Below are 18,000 nucleotides of genomic sequence, written 5' to 3' on the forward strand. Positions count from 1 at the left end.
CAACCGACTCGGTGCGCAGGCAATCGGCCATCTCTGGCCGCGAGACGCCCAGCACCCACCATCCGCCGTCCTCGGCAGGACCGAGCACCGCGTCGCAGCCGACGAGGCTGCGGCCGCATTCGGCGAGCAAGCCGGCGGTCACCTGCGGCGTGTCCATGCCGATCTGCAGCACGGGGGTCCCGGCCGACGCGTCGGAATGGGCGTTGGCCAACCGGTCGGCGAAATCGCCGCCGCGCTGGGCGATCACGGTGAAATCGGCCAGACGCGCGCGCAGTTCGTCGCCGCGGCAGGCTCGACTCAAGTCGCCGGTCAACGCGACGACCCGGCGCACGACGGGCGTCGAAGCCACCGCGTCGAGCGTGTCGAGCAGCGCGGCGGCCGCGATGTCCGCAGCGGCGGCGTCGCCGATCGACGCCGCAAGCCGAGTCTTGGCCAGCCCCGCCACCGGCGCCTTGGCCACGACGAGCACCGTCACCGGGAGCACGGTCACGAAATCACCCGCCAGAAGTCGAGGGCCGCCACCGCACTGCCGCGCACCGATCCGCTGACCTTGGACTTGCCTCCGGTCCGCGCGCTGTAGTCCACGTCGCGCTCGACGACGTGCCAGCCCGCGGCCGCTGCTCGGACCAGCAGTTCGAGCGGATACCCGGAGCGGCGATCGTTAACCCCCAGATCGAGGAGCGCATCGCGGCGCGCGACCCGCATCGGCGCGATGTCGTGAACCGCGAGACCGTGGCGGCGGCGCAACCGCCAGCACACCGCCGCGGTGCCGAGCCTGGCGTGCCACGGCCACTTCAGCCCCTTGACGGGCCGGCGCCGGCCGATCACCATGTCCGCGCCGCGGTCGAGTTCGCGGACCAGTGCCGGCAGGTCACGCGGGTCCAGTGAGCCGTCGGCGTCCAGCACGGCCACGATCGGCGTCGTCGCCGCCACTACCCCGGCATGTACGGCCGCCCCGTAACCGGGGCGCCTCTCGGCGACCACCTGCGCGCCGAGCGCCTCGGCCACCTGGGCGGTCCCGTCGTCACTGTTGTTGTCCACCACGAGCGGCCGGTATCCGTCCGGGATGGCCGCCAGTACGCCGGGTAGTGATTCCGCCTCGTTCAGGCACGGCAACACCACGGTCACCGGACAGTCGGGCATGGCTTCGAGGCTAGCCACCGCAGTTGAGAGCAAACTAGTCGTTTCGTGACGAATCGGTGACAGCGGCGCAGGTCGCGACCGGTGACGGTTAGTCTCGGACAGTGTGACGCGCGTTTTGATCGCCGACGACGACACCGTCGTGCGCGACGTCGTGCGCCGCTACCTCGAGCGCGACGGTCTGGACGTGGCGATCGCCCACGACGGGACCGAGGCGCTGCGGCTGCTCAGTTCCCAGCGCATCGACGTCGCCGTCCTCGACGTGATGATGCCCGGTCCCGGGGGGTTGACGCTGTGCCGCAACCTGCGGCAGCGCGGCGGCTACACGATTCCGGTGATCCTGCTGACCGCACTGGGCGAGGAGGACGACCGGATCGCGGGCCTGGAGGCCGGCGCGGACGACTACCTCACGAAACCGTTCAGCCCGCGTGAACTCGCCCTGCGGGTGCGCTCGGTGCTGCGGCGCACCCCCTCCCCCACAGGCCGGCTGCCGATGGACATCACCGTCGGCGGCCTGACGGTGTCCACCGCGGCGCGCACGGTGTCCGTCGACGGGGTGCCGGTGTCGCTGACCAACCGCGAGTTCGACCTGCTGCTGTTCTTCTTGACCCACACCGACGTCGTCTTCAGCCGTGAAGAGCTGCTGAAGCGGGTGTGGCACTGGGACTTCGGCGATCTCTCGACAGTGACCGTGCACGTCAAGCGGCTGCGGTCCAAACTCGGTGAACATCACCGCGTGCAGACGGTGTGGGGCCGCGGTTACCTGTGGAGCAGCCAAGCGCGGTCGCCGGAAGGGCAGAGCGCGTAGTGCCCACCGACCTCTGGGAGATCATCGGGTTGGCGTTGGCTTGCTCGGTCCCCGTGGTCCTCGCCGGTGCGCTCGTCATCCGCCTGGCCCGGTCCTGGTCGCTGGCCGTCAGCATGGTGGCCCTGGTGCTCATCCCGGTGTTGGCGACGTTCTCCGGTGTGCTCGGCGCGAGCGGTTTCATGATCACCGAAACGTTCGAGAAGACCGCGATCGTGCTGGTGATCGTCTCGGTGGTGACGATCCCCGCCGCGGTGATGCTGGCGCGTTATCAGGCCCGTCGCACGGTGTGGGAGCAGGAGATCCGCGAGTCCGAACGGGCCGCCGAGCAGTCGCGCCGCAAGCTGGTCGCGTTCGTCAGCCACGACCTGCGGACCCCGCTGGCCGGTATCCGGGCGGTGTCCGAGGCGATCGCCGACGGGGTGGTGCCCGACGCCGAAGTGCGCGTGCACGCGAAAACCATTGAGCAGGAGTCGATCCGCCTGTCCGAGATGGTCGACGACCTGTTCGAGATGTCGAAGATCAACGCCGGGGCGATCCAGCCGGTGTTCGACAAGGTGGCGCTCGACGAGGTGGTCGACGACGTCTTGACCGCACACCGGATCGCCGCCGAGCGTGCCGGAGTGGCGCTGACGGCCGAGGTGCCCAGCACGCCGGTGCGGGTGCTGGGCAGCGACCGCGCCCTGGTGCGGGTGCTGTCGAACCTCGTGGCCAACGCGATCGCACACACGCCGAGCGGGGGCCGGGTGCTGCTGTCGCTGGGCTCGGACGAGAACGGCGCATGGGCGCGCGTCGACGACACCGGCGTGGGAATCGACGAGACCGACCTGCCGCGGGTGTTCGATGTCGCCTACCGGGGCTCGAACGACCGTGTGCCGCGGGCGGATTCGTCGCTGCCGAGCGGCTCGGGCCTGGGGCTGGCGATCGCCGCGGGCCTGGTGCAGGCACATCGCGGGACGTTGTCGGCCCGAAACCTGGGCACCGGGGCGCGGTTCGAGGTGCGGCTGCCGCTGGCCGCCGACGGTTGATCAGTCCGGTAGCGAGTTGCTCAGGCGTTCGGTAGCGGCGACGTAGTCCTCGATGAACTCGCGGACGACTTCGCGCGCGGGCTTGACTTTGTTCATCAGCCCGACGCCCTGGCCGACGAAATAAGTCGCGAGCGCCTGAGCGCCCGGGTGGCCCTGGGCCGCCAACACGTCGATACGACGCACGACGGGTTCGGCGAGCATCGACTGCAACGGCAGCGGCAGCGGCTTCTGACCGCCGTCGTTCGGCAGCCATGCCTGCGTCCAGTCCGAAACCAGTTGGCGCGCAGGCTTTCCCGTCCTACCGGCGGAACGCACGGTGTCGCGTGACGTCGCGGCCAGGAACTTCTGTTTGGTGTGCGGGGCGGTCTCCGCCTCCTCGGTCGTGAGCCACACCGACCCGGTCCACGCCCCGTCGGCACCCATCGCGACCGCCGCCGCCATCTGCCTGCCGGTGACGATGCCGCCCGCGGCGAGCACCGGGATCTCGCTGCCGTTGGCGGCCAGCGCCTCCAGCACCTCGGGCACCAACACCAGCGTGCTCACCTCGCCACAGTGCCCGCCGGCCTCGGTGCCCTGCGCGACGATCAGGTCGACGCCGGCCCGCGCCTGCTTGACCGCATGCTCCTTGGCACCGACCAGCGCGGCCACCGGAACGCCACGCTCCTTGCCCGCCTCGATCATGTAGTCCGGCGGGACGCCCAGGGCGTTGGCGATGAGGCGGATGGGGTGGTTCATCGCGACCTCGAGCAGTTCCCTGCCGGTGTTGCCCGACAGGGCGGCGTTGCCGAGCCGCGGCGACTGGTCCGGTTCGATGTCGTGCGCGGCGAGCAGCTCCGCGACGAAGGCGCGATACTCATCGGGGATGCGGCCGGCGAGGTCTGCCGTCGTCAGCTGCTCGCCTTTGCCCTCGTAGCGGGCGGGCACGATCAGGTCGACGCCGTATGGTCGGCCGCCGACGTGGTCGTCGATCCAGGTCAGCTCCCGGTCAAGCTGCTCGGGCGTGTACGCCGTCCCGCCGAGCACCCCGAAGCCACCCGCGCTGGACACCGCCGCCACCACGTCGCGGCAGTGGCTGAACGCGAACAGCGGGAAGTCGACGCCGAACTGCTCGAGAATCGCTGGTTTCACCAGGCCAGTATGGCCAGTGGAGTCAAGCCCGCAACGGAGCGAACGCGAACTCGCGCAACCCGTCGCGCGGATCCACCGCCGCCTGGAACCCCAGAATCCGAGACGCCCGCCCGGGGTCGGCGACGATGTGGCGGACGTCGCCGCTGCGGTACTGCCCGGTGACGACCGGCAAGGCGTCGCCGCGGGTCTCACACAGTTCAGTGGCGACCTCCAGTATCGAAATCGGCCGTCCAGAACAGACATTGAAGGCGTCGAAGCCGTCCCGTGCGGATTCGACGGCCGCCACGTTGGCCGCAGCCACGTCGTCGACGTGCACGAAGTCACGCATCTGTCCGCCGTCCTCGAAAACCCTTGGCACATCGCCAGACTCGAGCTCGGAGCGGAATATCGCCGCGACACCGGAATACGGGGTGTCGCGCGGCATGTAGGGGCCGTAGACGTTGTGGTAGCGCAGGGCCGTCACGGCGCCGCCGACCGCCTCCGTCCACGCCAGCGCGTAATGCTCCTGCGCCGTCTTGCTGGCGGCATACAGGCTGCGCGGCCGCAGCGGCGCGTCCTCGGGCACCAGCCGCCACGCCACGATCGCCGCACAGCGCGGGCACCGGTGGTCGAACACGCCCGAGTCGAGGTCGGCGCGGGTGCGCGGGTGCGGGTCGACGGGCCCGTGCTCGGGGCAGTCATAGCGGCCTTGTCCGTAGACCACCATCGACGATGCCAGCACCAGCCGCTGGCAGCCTGCCGCGAACATCTCGGCCAGCACCACAGCGGTCCCGTAGTCGTTGTGCGTGCCGTAGGACGGCGCGTCGGCTGCGTTCACGCCCGCCCCGACCACGGCCGCCTGGTGGCACACCACGTCGACGCCCTTCATCAGCGGCGCCAGCGCCGAGGCGTCACGGATGTCGAGCACATGACAGTCGGCGGGCGCTTCGGCGCCGGGCCCGTGAGCCGCGGGCAGCATGGCGTCGACGGCGATCACCTCGTGACCGGCCGCGCGCAGCGCCGCGTCGATCCGCGCGCCGATGAAGCCGGCCGCGCCGGTCAGCAGAACCCTCACGGCAGCTCGAACGGCAGGCGGACCCCGTCGTGCGCCAGGCAGTGCGTGCAGGTCCGTTCGGTCGCCAGCCGATTCACGGCGTCGTGCACGAGCTGCTTGAACGGCACCAGGTTGCGTTCGAACTCGGCGAACACGTCGACGGTGCGCACCCCCGCACCGGTCTCGATGCCGGCGTCCAGGTCGGTCACCAATGCAATTGCGGCATAACACATCTCGAGCTCACGAGCGAGCACCGCCTCGGGATAGCCGGTCATGTTGACCAGCGTGAAGCCCTGGTTCGCGAACCACCGGCTCTCGGCGCGGGTCGAGAACCGCGGACCCTGCACCACGACCATCGTGCCGCCGTCGACGACGTCGGGCAGGGCGGCGGCCGCCGCGCGCAGCGTCGGGCAGTACGGGTCGGCGAACCCGACGTGGATGCCGCCCGAGTCGAAGTAGGTGTCAGCGCGGCCGCTGGTGCGGTCCACGAGTTGGTCCGGCACCACCATGGCGCCCGGCCCGAGTCCGGGGGTCAGGCTGCCGACCGCGCACGGGCCGAAGATGCGTCGCACCCCGAGTGCGCGCAGCGCCCACATGTTGGCCCGGTACGGCACCGTGTGCGGAGAGAACCCGTGGTCGACGCCGTGCCGGGGCAGGAACGCCACCTCGTGATCGCCGACGGCGCCCACGGTGATCGGCGCGCTCGGCGCCCCGTAGGGCGTGTCGAGGTCGACGCTGCGCGCGTCGGACCCGAAGAAGCTGTAGAAACCGCTTCCGCCGATGACTCCCAGCACGGTCTAGCCGTGCTGCTGGTCGTCGTCTTCGTTGTTGCGCTGCGTTGCGCGCCGCGCGGTGTCACGGATCTCGAACGCGTCGGTCGCGAATCCGCCGATCGCGTTGGCGACGTCCTTGACCGCCGTGGTGATGATCGACGCCACCTCACCGACGGTCGAAACGCCGGAGTCGAAGATCTCCTGCACGGCGTCCTTGCGGATCTCCGCCTTGCTGAGCCGGTCCTCCATGCGCTCAGTCTGCCACGGGCCGGCGCCGTGCGAGACTGGCGCTCGTGGCCACATTCGCCCAGTGGGTCGAGGGAGCGCGCCCGCGCACGCTGCCCAACGCGATCGCCCCGGTGCTCGCGGGCACGGGCGCGGCGGCCTGGCTGCATGCCGTCAGCTGGTGGAAAGCACTGCTGGCGTTGGCTGTGGCGGTCGCCTTGATCATCGGGGTGAACTACGCCAACGACTACTCCGACGGCATCCGCGGCACCGACGACGTGCGGGCGGGCCCGCTGCGGCTGGTCGGATCGAAGGTCGCCACTCCGCGGGCGGTGCTGACCGCCGCGGTCGTGAGCTTGGCCGTCGCGGCGGTGGCCGGCCTGGCGCTGGCGGCGGTGAGCGCGCCGTGGCTGATCGCGGTCGGCGCGGTGTGCATCGCGGGGGCGTGGTTGTACACCGGCGGGTCGAAACCGTACGGCTACCTCGGGCTCGGCGAGATCGCGGTGTTCGTGTTCTTCGGGCTGGTCGCGGTGCTCGGCACCCAGTACACGCAGGCGCTGCGGATCGACTGGGTGGGCGGCGTCATCGCGGTGGCGATGGGTTGTATGTCGTCAGCGGTGCTGGTGGCCAACAATCTGCGCGACATCCCGACCGACAGGGAGTCGGGGAAGATCACGCTGGCGGTGCGACTCGGCGACGCCCGCACCCGGCTGCTGTATCAGGTGCTGCTCGCGGCGGCGTTCGCGTCGACGCTGGTGCTCATGCTCGCGACGCCGTGGGCAGCGGCCGGGCTCATCGCGCTGCCACTAGCCGTGCGCGCGGGAGGGCCGGTGCGCCGACAACTCGGGGGCAGGGACCTCATCCCGGTGCTGCGCGACACCGGGCTGACGATGCTGGTGTGGGCAGTCGCAGTGGCCCTCGCCCTCGCGATTTGTGCGTGAAAACGATCGCTGACCGAACGAAATCACTCACAAATCACGGAGTTTGACCAGCTTGACCTCGGGCCGGGCCGGCACGGCATCGGCGAGGAACCACCGGAACGCCAGGTTGCCGCGCGGATAGCCGACGGTGGAAATCGAATTCGGGTGTGCGGTCATGCCGCGGGAGATGACGACCGTGACCGACCCGTCGGAATTCGGCACCGCGCTGTAGCCGTTGACCGACGTCTTCACATCGGTGACGCCGGCCATGAACTGGTTCCACACGACCAGGTTCCAGAACCGGCAGGCCGGCGGCCGGTGCGTGACGACGAGCGCCTCGTCGTCGGAGAGCTCGAAGCTGCCGTACGCGTAGCAGGCATCACGTGCAGACCAGCCGAAGTTCGCGTCGGGCACCTGGTACGGATCGGCGAATTGGTTTGCCACCTGGGAAATCTCGTGGCCCAACGTGTGGGAGCCGTCCACCCGCACACCGACCGCGAGCGGCACGATCGCGAACATCGCGCGCAGCCACGCCGCGCTGGCCCGCAGCGCGGCGGCGGTCTCGGCGTCACCGTGCCGGATCGGGTCGGGCTCGTCGAGCGCCTCGATCCGCCACGAGACCGGACGGCCCGTCAACGGGTCGGCCTGGTAGTCGCGCGTCACCAGCACCACGCCGTCGTCGGTCGGGCCGTAGTCGAACGAGAACTCGCCGTCCGGACCGATGTCGATGTCGTCGTCGCGGATGATCGCGACCACGCGGTCCGACCATGCGCCCGGTGCCGGCTCGTTGTAGGAGGTCACCGAGAAGTAGACGCTGTCACCCTTGTTGCCGCTGATGCGATAGCGGCGCTTCGGGTCGACCGGACACATGAAGTAGTAGGCGTCGGTGTTGTCGCCACCCCACCGGCGGTCGCGGCGAAACGGCGTGTTGAGCTCAATCCAGACCGGCCTGCTCGGCTCGGCGAACAGATACGTGTCGAACGCGACGCCCAGCGTGGTGGCGAGCATGCGGTAGCCGTCGGCGATGTGACGGTCGTCGGTAACGGCGCGATCGCCCACGAGGAACGTGTCATCCAGGTTGCCCAGCGTCTCGAGCAGTTCACGCCAGGCCTTGGTGACTTCGCGCTCGGGAGCCGCATCGGTGGCGACATCGTGCTCGGTCATGCGCAGACTCCTCTTGTGATGAATTCGGCGGTGCGGTCGACCCACGCGTCGTCGAGGCCGTCCGCGCGTGTGATCAGCGCCAGAAACGTCATGCCGGCCATCGCCTCGACGACGTCGGCGGCCGACACCTCGGGCCGCGCCTCGCCTCGCCTCACGGCCGCGCGCAGCCGTCCGGTCAGTCCGCGCGAGAGCACATCGGCGAAGCGCTCGAGCAGCACGGCGTGCAGCGCCGGGTCGGCGGCCATCTCCGCCACCAGTCCCGGCAACGCGGCGCGTGCGGCCGGCGTGGTCAGCACACTGACCGTCCGGCGCACCATTTCGCGCAGGTCACCGGGCAGCGATCCGGTGTCGGGGAGTTCGGTCGCGGCACCGAGTGGGAACACCGCCTCGTGGACGAGGTGCGCCTTTCCCGGCCAGCGGCGGTAGATCGCAGGCTTGCTGGTGCCTGCGCGACGGGCGATCGCGTCGACGGTGAGGTCCGCATAGCCCGTCTCCCCGAGCAGTTGCACCGTCGCCGAGAGCACCGCGGTATCGATGCGTTTGTCACGGGGCCGGCCGATTTCCGTCGTCATTACGAAACCGACAGTAACATAATAAAACGTGACCGACACCACACCCGCGCCCGTCGTACTCGAGGACCTCGAGGAGCCGCGCTTCCCCGCCGACGTGGAACCGCTTCGCGACATGATGGCGGCGATGGCGCCCGACTGCCCGCTCGACGCCGACCTGCTGCACGCCAAGGCCAGCGCCGAAACCGGACTCGACGACTTCGGCGCCGACGACTACCGCGAGCGTCTGACCGTGTACCTCACTGCGCTGCAAGAGATTCCGGGAGTCAGTGCCGCCGGCGTCGTGAACTTCCACGCGCAACTACTGCAGTGGCTGAAGAACCGGCTGCTGCTGACCGATCTGCTGGCCAGGCATCCCGAGATCCACGACATCGAGTTGGCGCCGCCCGTCGTGATCGCGGGGTTGCCGCGCACCGGCACCACGCATCTGCACAACCTGCTGGCGGCTGGGCCGACCTTCCGCACGCTGCCGTACTGGGAGAGCAACGAGCCGTTCCCGCTGCCCGCGGAAGCCGGTGTCGAGCCGGATCCGCGCCGCGTCCGGATGGACGCTGCGGTGGAGTTCATGAACGCGGTGATGCCCCACTTCGCGCTGATGCACGAGATGACGACCGACCATGTGCACGAGGAAATCCAGCTGCTGGCCAACGACTTTTCCTCGATGCTGTTCGAGACATTGGCGCATGTACCGCGCTGGCGCGACTACTACCTGGCGCACGACCAGACGCCGCACTACGAGCATCTCGCCACCCAGTTGAAGGCGTTGCAGTTCTTGCGTGGCGGTAGGCGCTGGTTGCTCAAGTCGCCGCAGCACCTCGAGCAGTTGCCCGTCCTCGACCGGGTCTTTCCCGAGGTGGTGGTGATCGCGACCCATCGCGACCCGGTGCCGGTGGTGCTGTCGATGCTCGCGATGCTCACCTACTCCGCGCGTATGCACTGTGCTCCGGTGCCGGTCCGCGAAATCGCGGAGAGCTGGATCGACCGGCTCGAGCTCATGCTCAACTCGCTGATCCGCGACCGCGAGGTGATCCCTGCTGAACGCTCGATCGACGTGAGGTTCGACGACTTCATGGCCGACGAAATGGGCACGGCAGCAGAGATATTCGCGCTCGCCGGTGAACCGCTGACTGACGACGCACGCGCCGCGATGGGCGACTATCTCGCCGGCCACCAGCGCGGCCGGCTCGGCCGGGTGGCGACGTCGGCGGAGATGTTCGGCCTGGATCCCGAGGAACTTCGGGATCGCTTCGCGCCCTACGTCGCGCGCTTCCTGTCCTAAGCAGCCTGGTCGAGCAGCGCGACGATTTCGTCGTGTAGCCGACCCGCATCGACGTGCTCGCCGATCAGCCCGACGGCCGCTTGGTCACCGCCCCGCAGGAGGCCGAGCATCAGGTGCTCGCAGCCAATCCTGGAGTCCTTGTGGGCCAACGCTTCTCGTAATGCTAGTTCGAGCGCCTTCTTCGACGCCCTGGTGAATGGAAGGTGCCCGAACCGGCGCCCGCGCCGGCCCGACTTGCGCAGCGCGTCGTTCCAAGCATCCTCGCCGAAGGTGCGGGCGATCTTGTCACGGACGGCGTTCAGGTCGATCCCGATGGTGCGCAACGCTTCCGCGTCGTCGTCAAACATGTCGTCGGCCGGTGAATCGGTCGGTTGCACGCGGTCGCGGACCGCTTCGGCGGTCAATCCGTGCGCGCTGAGCAGCCCGGCCAGTCCACGGCCGGCGCTCTGCAGGACCCCCACCAACAGGTGTTCGGGCCGAATCTCTTCTGCGCTCAGCTCACGCGCTTCCTCTTGCGCCAACACCACCGCGACGCGGGCGCTACGGGCGAATCGTTCGAACATCTTCACACCTTCCGGTTGTACTTCTTGTGCACGGCCTGTCGGCTCACACCCAGCGCGGCGGCGATGTCCTGCCAACTCCACCCCTGCTCGCGGGCGTTGGCGACGTGGATGGCCTCCAGCCGTTCCTGCAATCGCTGCAGCGCCCGGATCACACGCAGTCCCTCGGCAGGATTTGTGCCGGTCGCGCCGTCGAGCAGGGCTTCTAGCGCGTCGTCATCTGACATGCCGTCAACTTTAGTTGACGACAGTGTCGTATGACAAGCGTGTGTGAATACCCTGGCTCGGGTATCCGCATCCGGCAGTCGGACACGAGAGGGATTCATGACCGCAGCCCGCACACAACTCGGCCAACGTGATCTTGCGGAGGCGCAGCGCGTCGTCGCGACGGTCTCCGACGCGTTCTCGGCCAAGGTGGTCGGCCAGGAGAACCTCCGCGAGACGCTGCTCATCGGCCTGCTTGCGGGCGGCCACATCCTCATCGAGAGCGTGCCGGGGCTGGCGAAGACCACGGCGGCGCGCGTCATAGCCGAAGCCATCGACGGCGGATTCCGGCGCATCCAGTGCACACCCGACCTGCTGCCGAGCGACATCATCGGCACCCAGGTGTACGAGTCGGCCACCAACTCGTTCGTCACCCAACTCGGCCCGGTGCACACCAACATCGTGTTGCTCGACGAGATCAACCGATCGAGCGCCAAGACGCAGAGCGCGATGCTCGAGGCCATGGAGGAACGCCAGACCACGATCGCGGGCACCGAATATCCGATCCCGGAACCGTTTCTGGTCATCGCGACGCAGAACCCCGTCGACCAGGAAGGCACCTATCCGCTGTCGGAGGCGCAGACCGACCGGTTCATGCTCAAAGACGTCGTGCACTATCCCTCCGCCGAGCAGGAGGTGGAGGTGATGTTCCGGATGGACGCCGGCCTGTACGACAAGAACCACCGCAGCCGGCCGGTCGCCGGACTCGAGGACATCCGCCGGCTGCAGGGCGTCGTGCGCCACGTCCACATGGATCGTGCGCTGATGCACTACGCCAGCCAGTTGGTCGGCGTCACCCGAGAGCCGGACCAGCACCTGCCGCGCCAGCTGGCCCGGCTCATCGAGTACGGCGCCAGCCCCCGCGCCACCATCGCGTTCTGCTCCGCGGCCCGGGCGCTGGCCCTGCTTTCCGGCCGCGACCACGTCCTGCCCGGCGACATCGCCAAGCTCGCCCACCGGGTGCTGCGGCACCGGCTGATCCTCGGCTTCGAAGCCGCCAGCGCCGATGTCACTCCCGAGCTGATCATCGACGCTGTCCTGCAAGCGGTTCGAGTCCCCTGAGACCGAGATGGGCAAACATCTCACGAATGCGAGGACACACTTCGGCGCCGATACCCGCGGAATGCTCGAAGGCGGTCGATACGCCCTGTTGCACACTCGCAGCCTGGAATTCGACGATCTTCGCCCGTACGTACCCGGCGACGACGTCCGCGACATCGATTGGAAGGCGTCGGCACGCTCAGGCCACGTGCTCATCAAGCGGTTCGTCTCCGAAAAGCACCACAAGGTGCTCCTCGTCGCCGACGCGGGCCGCAACATGACCGCGCCGGCGCCCGGCGGTGAGCTCAAACGCGATGTGGCCGTGCACATCTTGGGTGCATTCGGCTTGATCACCCTCGGCCGTTACGACCAGATCGGAATGGTGTTCGGCGACAGCCGCGGCTGCGTCAACATCCGCCAACGTCGCGGTGAGACACATATCGAAAGCCTGCTGCACAGGTTCTACGCCCACACCGCCGGCGCCCCCGGCCGCAGTGACGTCGTCTGCCAGTTGGATTACGTAGCAACGCATTACCGGCACCCGATGCTGGTCGTGGTGGTGTCCGACGAGCCCGAGGTGGACGACCGGCTGAGGGACGCCGTCACTCGGTTGGCCGGCCGCCACGACCTGATGTGGACGACCGTCTCGGACATGCCGGCAGTAAGCGCGGCAGACGATCGTGCCGGTTTCGACGTCTCGACGGGGCGTTTCGTGGTCGACACCCCAACTCTGGGCCCGCGGGTGGTGGCCGCATATCGCCGCGCCGAGCAGCTTCGGGGGCGGCGACTCGACGAGTTCATGGTCAGCTGCGCGGTGCCCCACACCAGGATCGGGGCCAGCAGCGAGATCCGCACCCGGCTCGTCGCGTTGACCGAGGTGTTCGCCCGTGCCGGATGACCTGTTGCGGTTCGTCGGCGGCCCGATGCCGTACTCGACGGGTTGGCTCTGGCTGGGTCTGCTGCTCCTCGTCCTTGTGATCGCCTGGTATGCCGGTGTTTTCACGTGGACACTGCCGTCGCATCGGCTCCGGCGCATCCCCGCAGTGCGTTCGCTGCACGCACGGCTGTTGCGGCGCCGCTTCGCTCGCGCCGTGCAGCGGATCGCCTCCCGGCATCGCGACGGGGAACTCACCGCCGCCCAAGCCGGTGCCGAGATGAGCCGGGCGCTGCGCAGCTTCCTCAACCAGGCGACGGGGGCGCGGGCACAGTACATGCACCTCGACGACATCGCGGCGGGTGAACTGGCGCCTGCCGCTCCGATGTTGACCGCGCTCGACGACGCCCAGTTCAACGCGGCTTCACCGGTGCGCGTCGGCGAGGTCGGCGTCGCGATCGAGGAGCTGATCCGCTCGTGGCCCTGACCTGGTGGCCGGTCGCGGTCGTCGGATTCGCTTGTCTGGCAGGCGCCGTCGCGCTCGCGGTGCTGACGCCGACGAGGCAGGCACAGCGGCAGCTGCGGCCGCTGGCGAACACCGCGCGGTTGACCCGACTGCCGGAGTACGCGCGGGTCGCGCGGACACGCACCGTATCGATGATCGTGACGATCGTGTTGCTCATCCTGCTGTTCGCTGTCGCGGTGCTTTCCAGCGCCCGCCCGAGCGGCCTGTGGTGGTCACTGCAGACGACCGAGGCACCCGAGGACGTCATGCTGTGTGTCGGTGAGCCTGTGACCGAGCCAGCGACCGGTGAATTCCTGTCCTACTTCGCCAAGCAGGCCGGGACCTACGGCACGCAACGCATCGGGCTGACCTCCGCAAACCGCCGCGTGATCCCACTCACCCGCGATCACCAGTTCGCGATCGAAAAGCTCAGCGACGCAGCCGGTCTCGCCGGCCTGCCAGCGGACAGCACGTCGCTCACCGCACCGGTGACCTATGTGGACTACGCCGAGAGCGTCGCCGACATCCTCGCGCTGTGCCTGTCGGGTTTCCCGGCGCAGGAACCGCCCGGCGAACGCAGGCGCTCGCTGATCTACCTGGGACCCGGTGAATTGCCCGCCGCCGAAACGCGTCCCTCCTTGTTCACCGACCAGCAGGTGACCGACATGGCACGCGAGCGCGGTGTCCAGATCAATGCGCTCGTCTCGTCGCCGGGCGGGCTGCGACCGATCGTGCAGGCCACCTATGGGCGGTTCGCGCCGATAGGGCCCGACATCGCCGCCCAGTTGGACGGAATCCGGGCCCATCCGCCCGACGCCGGTGATTCCGCTGTGCTCAGCGGCTTCCGCGGCGACACCCCGGCCGTCCCGCTGGCGATCGGGGTCGCGGTCTCGGCCCTGCTGTGCCTGTCTCTGGCGGTGTTGCGGCGATGACGTTCTCCCCCGTGGTACCCCCGGTGCTGCTGATCGCGATCGCCGCGGCCGCGATCGTGCTGCGGGTCGTCACGATGCTGCAGTTGGCCCGCACCGCGGGCCAGCGATGGACAACGGTCTGGCGATGGTCGTCGCTGACGCTGGCAGTGGTGTTGTTGTTGATCGCCGCGGCCAGGCCCGCGATCGGGCCCGGTGCACCGGAGTCGGAAGCGGCGACGTCGGCCGGCAGGTCGGCTGGGGACGCGACGGCCAACGTGTTTCTCGTCGTCGATCGCTCCGCCGACACGGCCGTCGCCGACTACGGCGACGGACAACCGCGGATCACCGGCATCCGCGACGACATCGCCGCGCTGATCGACCGCTACCCGCGAGCGCGCTTCGCGCTGATCACGTTCGCGACGCGGTCGTCGTTGGAATGGCCGCTGTCCGAGGACAATTGGAGCCTCAAGCCGGTCGTCGCAGGGGTCAGACCGTATCAGGACGACACCGGGGGCGGCGTGAACGCGGCCGCGGCCGCGAATGTTCTGCGCTATCAACTGATCGCGGCGGGCCAACGCGACCCGGGTGCGCAGAACCTGGTGTTCTACCTCGGCTCAGGCGCACCCGCGTCGCAGGCCCCGCAGGGCACGTTCGACCCGGTGCCCGGCTCCGTGGACGGTGGAGCAGTCCTCGGCTACGGCGCAGCACACAACGAACCGGGCCTACGGCGCATCGCCGATCAACTGGGAGTGCCGTTCGTCGCGCGAGACGCCGCACAGCCGGTCACCGAGGCCGCACCGGAGGCGACGGCCGTCGCACCGGCGCAGTCCACTGCCGCGCCGGAGAACACGGAGCTGTACTGGGTGTTCACCATGGTCGCGGCCGTGCTGTTGCTGTTCGAGGTCTATCTCACTATGCGCGAATACCGGACCAGCCGGGCCGCCCGCCGAGAGGTCGTGTGATGCGCGCCGGGCGTCCCGCGAGGCTGCGGCTGCGACGCCGGCTGTTGCTGGCATCGGCACCGCTGGCTGTCGTGGTTCTGTCGATCGCGCTGAAGCTCATCTCCACTGTGCTGTCCGGTGATTCGGCCGTCTCAAACTTCGCGCAGCGCGACGCCGATGCGCTGCGGACCGATGTCTCGGTGATGGGTCTGCTCAACGTCGTCGAACCCGCGAAGGCGCCGTTCGCGGCGGGCACCCTCGCGGTGCTCGACGACCGCCTCGACGACGCCGAGAGCCACTTCGCCGATTCGCTGCATCGCACTCCCCGCGAGCAGGCCTGCCCGGTGCTGGTCAACTTGGAACTGGTCCGGGAGCGCAGTGGCGATGTGGACGCATGGGAGAACCGGCCCGACGCGGCCCGTGAGCGGTACCTCAGCGCGCTGGCCCTGGTGCACAACGCGCCGGAGCACTGCTTCGAGGGCAACTCCGACCCCGATCCGCAGCGGCGCGCCGTCCGCGCCGATGCGGCGCCCCGGCTGACGGCCAAGTTGGCGGGCCTGGCTGCTCCGCCCCCGCCGCCGCCGGCACCTGCGCCTGCTCCGCCGCCACCCGAGGCACCGCCACCCGTTCCGCTTCCTCCCGACTCGGAGACACCCCGAGAAGCGTTGCGGCTCAATCCCGGCGAGGGCGATCCGCTGGAGAAGCTCCAGCAGATCCTGCGGGACGCTGCCCACTAACCGGTGGCGGTGCCCGTCCAGTACTCGGCGAACCGTCCGTCCGCGATCCGCAGAATGTCGTTGCCCGTGAACCGCTTCGGGCCGTCCTGCGTCGCGCCGGTACCGATCCACCTGGCCGCGAGCATGTCACCGCCGACGAACGGCTCCACTTCGATCATGAACTCCAGATCGCTGAGCATTCGGTGGGTTTCGGAGACCACCGCCTCCAGTTGCGCCGGACCTCGAACCACCCGGTGCGGCCAGTGTCCGACGAAGTCGTCGGTGACCAGCTCGGCCGCGACGGGAACGCCGGCCCACAACTCGGTTATCCACCGCGCGTAGAGGTCTTTGGGTGAGGTCATGTCCGTCTGCTTACCGGGCCGGGTGCGGGCGCGCAATCCACTTCGCGAAGGGTGCGGCCGAACCTCGTCGTCACCGTTCGGGCGGTGAATCTTCGCCGCGCAACCGTGCCTGCAGTTGCTCGCGGTCCCGGCGTCGACGCTCGTCGAAGACCGCGATGCTCTCGGTGGCGCGGCGGCGCAGCGGAGCGAACAACCAGATGCCCAGTGGAAGCGCGATCACCAACGCGAAGAGCAACGCCACGACGAGCGGGAAATCCCGCACCCCGAGCAGGTGTCCGGCGCCGAAGATCACCCCTGCCAACACCGCGACGAGCAGCAGACGGGCCAGCATATAGGCCAGCACATCGAGCACGAGCCGAGTTCCGGGACGACCATCAGACACGAAACCGAGCCTACCGACGGCGCGTATATTCGAACCAAGGAGGTTTTGTTGTCGTGGCGTATCTGCTCCTGATTCTCGTGCTCGGCCTACTGGCGTACGTCGGCTGGCGGCTGATGCGAGTGTCTTCGAGCCGCCCGCGGACCCGGGTGATCGGGCCGGACGACGACCCGGAGTTCCTGCGCAGACTCGGCCAGGAGGACAACCCCCGACCGTGACGTCGTGATTCAGCGTGGTGCGCCAGGGAACCCGGCCGCCACGACCGCGGCGAGTTCGAGCAACGCCTCCCTGGTCTCCGGCTTGAGCCGGTCCAGGTCGATTTCGGCGCCCTCTTCAAGATGCGGGTCGAAGGGCACCTCGAGCACCGCTCGGCAGCGCCGGCTGAAGTGATCGACGACCTTCGTCATGTCGACCTTGCCCGAGCGCGGTCGCACCGCGTTGATCACCGCTACGGAGTTGCGGACCAGGTCCTGACGCCCGTGGGCATCGAGCCAGTCCAGCGTGGCCGAGGCGCTGCGCGCCCCGTCGACCGAACCGGAACTGATCACGACCAGTGTGTCGGCCGTGGCGAGCACCGCCGCCATCGCCGAGTGCATCAGCCCGGTGCCGCAGTCGGTGAGCACCAGGCGGTAGAACCGTTCGAGGACTTGAACGGTGCGGGCGTAGTCCTCGGAACTGAACGCTTCGGACACGGCGGGATCGCTCTCGGAGGCGAGCACCTCCAGTCGGCTCGGGCCCTGCGAGGTGTAGCGGCGGACGTCGCTGTAGGCCTGGATGCCTTCGGCGTCGCGCAGCAGGTGGCGAACGGTGGCCGGTGTCTCGAGCGGCACCTTCTGGCTCAGCGTGCCGCGGTCGGGGTTGGCGTCGACGGCTATCACCCGGTCACCCCGGATCGAGGCCAGCGTCGCACCGAGCGTCGCGGTGATCGTGGTCTTGCCGACCCCGCCCTTCAGCGACAGCACCGCGATGCGGTGACAATCGCGCAGCGGCCGCTGAATCTGGGCGGTGAGGGCCCGGCTACGCATGGCCTTCGGCCCGTCGCCGAGGTTGAGCGTCGTGAACGACGCGAGATACAACCACTTGCGCCACCCCGCCGAGGGCACCCGTCGGGGTTGTCCGAGCAGGGCGACCGTCGACGGGTCGAGGTACGGCGGCGGGTCAGGCGATTGCGCCGGCGTGACCACCGGCAGCCCTTCGGGCGGTGTCGGCGCAGTCCACTCCGGCGGCGGTGCGGCAGCAGGATCACTGAACCTGCTCTGGGCCCGGAATCCGCCTGGCGCATAAGCGTTCTCGGGGATCACCGCCGGTGAGGCGGGTTGCGTGCCCTGACGATCCGCAGCGCGGTGCGCCGGATGTTCAGGCACGCTGACGGCCTCCCGTGGC

The 18,000-nt window shown here is 69.1% G+C and carries 24 protein-coding genes; 11 read left to right on the top strand and 13 right to left on the bottom strand.

The annotated features are described in order from the left end of the window. Window positions 1-490, bottom strand: a 490-nt coding sequence (locus A5663_RS18060) for a DUF2064 domain-containing protein (RefSeq protein WP_068152132.1), incomplete at its 3' end; no start/stop codon positions are given. Continuing rightward, window positions 487-1,143 (bottom strand): glycosyltransferase family 2 protein, encoded by a 657-nt coding sequence (locus A5663_RS18065; RefSeq protein ID WP_068152135.1) that lies wholly within the window; start codon window positions 1,141-1,143, stop codon window positions 487-489. The genes A5663_RS18060 and A5663_RS18065, both read right to left, overlap by 4 nt. 103 nt (window positions 1,144-1,246) lie before the next feature. On the opposite strand from A5663_RS18065, the gene A5663_RS18070 reads away from it, so the two are divergent. Further along, window positions 1,247-1,948, top strand: coding sequence for a response regulator transcription factor (locus A5663_RS18070; RefSeq protein WP_068152137.1), 702 nt, complete (start codon window positions 1,247-1,249; stop codon window positions 1,946-1,948). After that, window positions 1,948-2,973 (top strand): cell wall metabolism sensor histidine kinase WalK, encoded by a 1,026-nt coding sequence (locus tag A5663_RS18075; RefSeq protein ID WP_068152141.1) that lies wholly within the window; start codon window positions 1,948-1,950, stop codon window positions 2,971-2,973. The genes A5663_RS18070 and A5663_RS18075 overlap by 1 nt, the downstream gene beginning before the upstream one ends. Here the strand turns inward: A5663_RS18075 and A5663_RS18080 are convergent, their stop codons facing one another. The 4 genes from A5663_RS18080 to A5663_RS18095 are packed head-to-tail and all read right to left on the bottom strand — an operon-like array spanning window position 2,974 to window position 6,156. Further along, a complete protein-coding gene (locus tag A5663_RS18080; RefSeq protein ID WP_068152143.1) occupies window positions 2,974-4,101 on the bottom strand; it encodes a nitronate monooxygenase family protein in 1,128 nt (375 codons plus the stop codon). Window positions 4,102-4,123: 22 nt separating this feature from the next. Continuing rightward, window positions 4,124-5,155, bottom strand: a complete 1,032-nt coding sequence (locus A5663_RS18085) for an NAD(P)-dependent oxidoreductase (protein ID WP_068152145.1) — start codon at window positions 5,153-5,155, stop codon at window positions 4,124-4,126. Then, window positions 5,152-5,928 carry an S-methyl-5'-thioadenosine phosphorylase gene (locus A5663_RS18090; RefSeq protein WP_068152147.1) on the bottom strand — a complete coding sequence of 259 codons (777 nt, stop codon included), beginning with the start codon at window positions 5,926-5,928 and terminating at the stop codon, window positions 5,152-5,154. The genes A5663_RS18085 and A5663_RS18090 overlap by 4 nt, the downstream gene beginning before the upstream one ends. Window positions 5,929-5,931: 3 nt before the next feature. Continuing rightward, a complete protein-coding gene (locus A5663_RS18095) occupies window positions 5,932-6,156 on the bottom strand; it encodes a hypothetical protein (RefSeq protein WP_068152148.1) in 225 nt (74 codons plus the stop codon). Window positions 6,157-6,200: 44 nt separating this feature from the next. Between A5663_RS18095 and A5663_RS18100 the strand changes: the two genes are divergently transcribed. Next, window positions 6,201-7,073, top strand: coding sequence for a 1,4-dihydroxy-2-naphthoate polyprenyltransferase (locus tag A5663_RS18100; RefSeq protein ID WP_068152149.1), 873 nt, complete (start codon window positions 6,201-6,203; stop codon window positions 7,071-7,073). A gap of 27 nt (window positions 7,074-7,100) precedes the next feature. Here the strand turns inward: A5663_RS18100 and A5663_RS18105 are convergent, their stop codons facing one another. Both A5663_RS18105 and A5663_RS18110 read right to left on the bottom strand, forming a co-directional pair. Next, on the bottom strand, window positions 7,101-8,216 hold the full coding sequence (locus A5663_RS18105) for a DUF1214 domain-containing protein (protein WP_068152150.1): 1,116 nt from the start codon (window positions 8,214-8,216) through the stop codon (window positions 7,101-7,103). Then, window positions 8,213-8,788: a TetR/AcrR family transcriptional regulator gene (locus A5663_RS18110; RefSeq protein WP_068152155.1), complete on the bottom strand. Its 576-nt coding sequence runs from the start codon at window positions 8,786-8,788 to the stop codon at window positions 8,213-8,215. The genes A5663_RS18105 and A5663_RS18110 overlap by 4 nt, the downstream gene beginning before the upstream one ends. A 112-nt stretch (window positions 8,789-8,900) precedes the next feature. On the opposite strand from A5663_RS18110, the gene A5663_RS18115 reads away from it, so the two are divergent. Then, on the top strand, window positions 8,901-10,064 hold the full coding sequence (locus A5663_RS18115) for a sulfotransferase (RefSeq protein WP_197503451.1): 1,164 nt from the start codon (window positions 8,901-8,903) through the stop codon (window positions 10,062-10,064). Here A5663_RS18115 and A5663_RS18120 read toward each other — a convergent pair. After that, the gene (locus A5663_RS18120; protein ID WP_068152308.1) at window positions 10,061-10,627 is read right to left on the bottom strand and encodes a Clp protease N-terminal domain-containing protein; all 567 of its coding nucleotides are present in this window, start codon (window positions 10,625-10,627) and stop codon (window positions 10,061-10,063) included. The two genes, A5663_RS18115 and A5663_RS18120, sit on opposite strands and share 4 nt — an antisense overlap. 2 nt (window positions 10,628-10,629) lie before the next feature. Further along, window positions 10,630-10,851, bottom strand: a complete 222-nt coding sequence (locus A5663_RS18125; RefSeq protein WP_068152159.1) for a helix-turn-helix domain-containing protein — start codon at window positions 10,849-10,851, stop codon at window positions 10,630-10,632. Between the two features lie 97 nt (window positions 10,852-10,948). Here A5663_RS18125 and A5663_RS18130 point away from each other — a divergent pair, with 97 nt between their 5' ends. The 6 genes from A5663_RS18130 to A5663_RS18155 are packed head-to-tail and all read left to right on the top strand — an operon-like array spanning window position 10,949 to window position 15,897. Next, complete coding sequence (locus tag A5663_RS18130; RefSeq protein WP_068152162.1) at window positions 10,949-11,950, top strand: MoxR family ATPase; 1,002 nt, start codon at window positions 10,949-10,951, stop codon at window positions 11,948-11,950. Window positions 11,951-11,957: 7 nt separating this feature from the next. Beyond that, window positions 11,958-12,827, top strand: coding sequence for a DUF58 domain-containing protein (locus A5663_RS18135; protein WP_068152165.1), 870 nt, complete (start codon window positions 11,958-11,960; stop codon window positions 12,825-12,827). Beyond that, on the top strand, window positions 12,817-13,290 hold the full coding sequence (locus A5663_RS18140; RefSeq protein WP_068152167.1) for a hypothetical protein: 474 nt from the start codon (window positions 12,817-12,819) through the stop codon (window positions 13,288-13,290). Before A5663_RS18135 ends, A5663_RS18140 begins: the two co-directional genes overlap by 11 nt. After that, window positions 13,281-14,240 (top strand): hypothetical protein, encoded by a 960-nt coding sequence (locus A5663_RS18145; RefSeq protein ID WP_068152169.1) that lies wholly within the window; start codon window positions 13,281-13,283, stop codon window positions 14,238-14,240. The genes A5663_RS18140 and A5663_RS18145 overlap by 10 nt, the downstream gene beginning before the upstream one ends. Further along, a complete protein-coding gene (locus A5663_RS18150; RefSeq protein WP_068152171.1) occupies window positions 14,237-15,181 on the top strand; it encodes a VWA domain-containing protein in 945 nt (314 codons plus the stop codon). Before A5663_RS18145 ends, A5663_RS18150 begins: the two co-directional genes overlap by 4 nt. Continuing rightward, a complete protein-coding gene (locus A5663_RS18155) occupies window positions 15,181-15,897 on the top strand; it encodes a hypothetical protein (RefSeq protein ID WP_068152176.1) in 717 nt (238 codons plus the stop codon). The genes A5663_RS18150 and A5663_RS18155 overlap by 1 nt, the downstream gene beginning before the upstream one ends. Here A5663_RS18155 and A5663_RS18160 read toward each other — a convergent pair. Together A5663_RS18160 and A5663_RS18165 are read right to left on the bottom strand one after the other, a co-directional pair. Next, the gene (locus A5663_RS18160) at window positions 15,894-16,238 is read right to left on the bottom strand and encodes an ester cyclase (RefSeq protein ID WP_068152181.1); all 345 of its coding nucleotides are present in this window, start codon (window positions 16,236-16,238) and stop codon (window positions 15,894-15,896) included. The two genes, A5663_RS18155 and A5663_RS18160, sit on opposite strands and share 4 nt — an antisense overlap. Before the next feature lie 70 nt (window positions 16,239-16,308). Continuing rightward, a complete protein-coding gene (locus tag A5663_RS18165) occupies window positions 16,309-16,620 on the bottom strand; it encodes a DUF4229 domain-containing protein (protein ID WP_068152185.1) in 312 nt (103 codons plus the stop codon). Between the two features lie 53 nt (window positions 16,621-16,673). Between A5663_RS18165 and A5663_RS23410 the strand changes: the two genes are divergently transcribed. Then, window positions 16,674-16,835: a hypothetical protein gene (locus tag A5663_RS23410; RefSeq protein WP_197503450.1), complete on the top strand. Its 162-nt coding sequence runs from the start codon at window positions 16,674-16,676 to the stop codon at window positions 16,833-16,835. Window positions 16,836-16,844: 9 nt separating this feature from the next. Here A5663_RS23410 and A5663_RS18170 read toward each other — a convergent pair whose 3' ends face one another. Beyond that, a complete protein-coding gene (locus A5663_RS18170; protein ID WP_156744541.1) occupies window positions 16,845-17,981 on the bottom strand; it encodes a MinD/ParA family protein in 1,137 nt (378 codons plus the stop codon). Window positions 17,982-18,000: the final 19 nt, after the last annotated feature.

Origin of the sequence: Mycobacterium sp. E740 (assembly GCF_001672895.1) — a bacterium.
Classification (GTDB): Bacteria; Actinomycetota; Actinomycetes; order Mycobacteriales; family Mycobacteriaceae; genus Mycobacterium.

Bases quoted from the DNA above. Each gene is read 5' to 3' on its own strand.
- A5663_RS18065 (WP_068152135.1), bottom strand. From the start codon at position 1,143: ATGCCCGACTGTCCGGTGACCGTGGTGTTGCCGTGCCTGAACGAGGCG.
- A5663_RS18095 (WP_068152148.1), bottom strand. From the start codon at position 6,156: ATGGAGGACCGGCTCAGCAAGGCGGAGATCCGCAAGGACGCCGTGCAG.
- A5663_RS18105 (WP_068152150.1), bottom strand. From the start codon at position 8,216: ATGACCGAGCACGATGTCGCCACCGATGCGGCTCCCGAGCGCGAAGTC.
- A5663_RS18110 (WP_068152155.1), bottom strand. From the start codon at position 8,788: ATGACGACGGAAATCGGCCGGCCCCGTGACAAACGCATCGATACCGCG.
- A5663_RS18115 (WP_197503451.1), top strand. From the start codon at position 8,901: ATGATGGCGGCGATGGCGCCCGACTGCCCGCTCGACGCCGACCTGCTG.
- A5663_RS18120 (WP_068152308.1), bottom strand. From the start codon at position 10,627: ATGTTCGAACGATTCGCCCGTAGCGCCCGCGTCGCGGTGGTGTTGGCG.
- A5663_RS18125 (WP_068152159.1), bottom strand. From the start codon at position 10,851: ATGTCAGATGACGACGCGCTAGAAGCCCTGCTCGACGGCGCGACCGGC.
- A5663_RS18130 (WP_068152162.1), top strand. From the start codon at position 10,949: ATGACCGCAGCCCGCACACAACTCGGCCAACGTGATCTTGCGGAGGCG.
- A5663_RS18135 (WP_068152165.1), top strand. From the start codon at position 11,958: ATGGGCAAACATCTCACGAATGCGAGGACACACTTCGGCGCCGATACC.
- A5663_RS18150 (WP_068152171.1), top strand. From the start codon at position 14,237: ATGACGTTCTCCCCCGTGGTACCCCCGGTGCTGCTGATCGCGATCGCC.
- A5663_RS18155 (WP_068152176.1), top strand. From the start codon at position 15,181: ATGCGCGCCGGGCGTCCCGCGAGGCTGCGGCTGCGACGCCGGCTGTTG.
- A5663_RS18160 (WP_068152181.1), bottom strand. From the start codon at position 16,238: ATGACCTCACCCAAAGACCTCTACGCGCGGTGGATAACCGAGTTGTGG.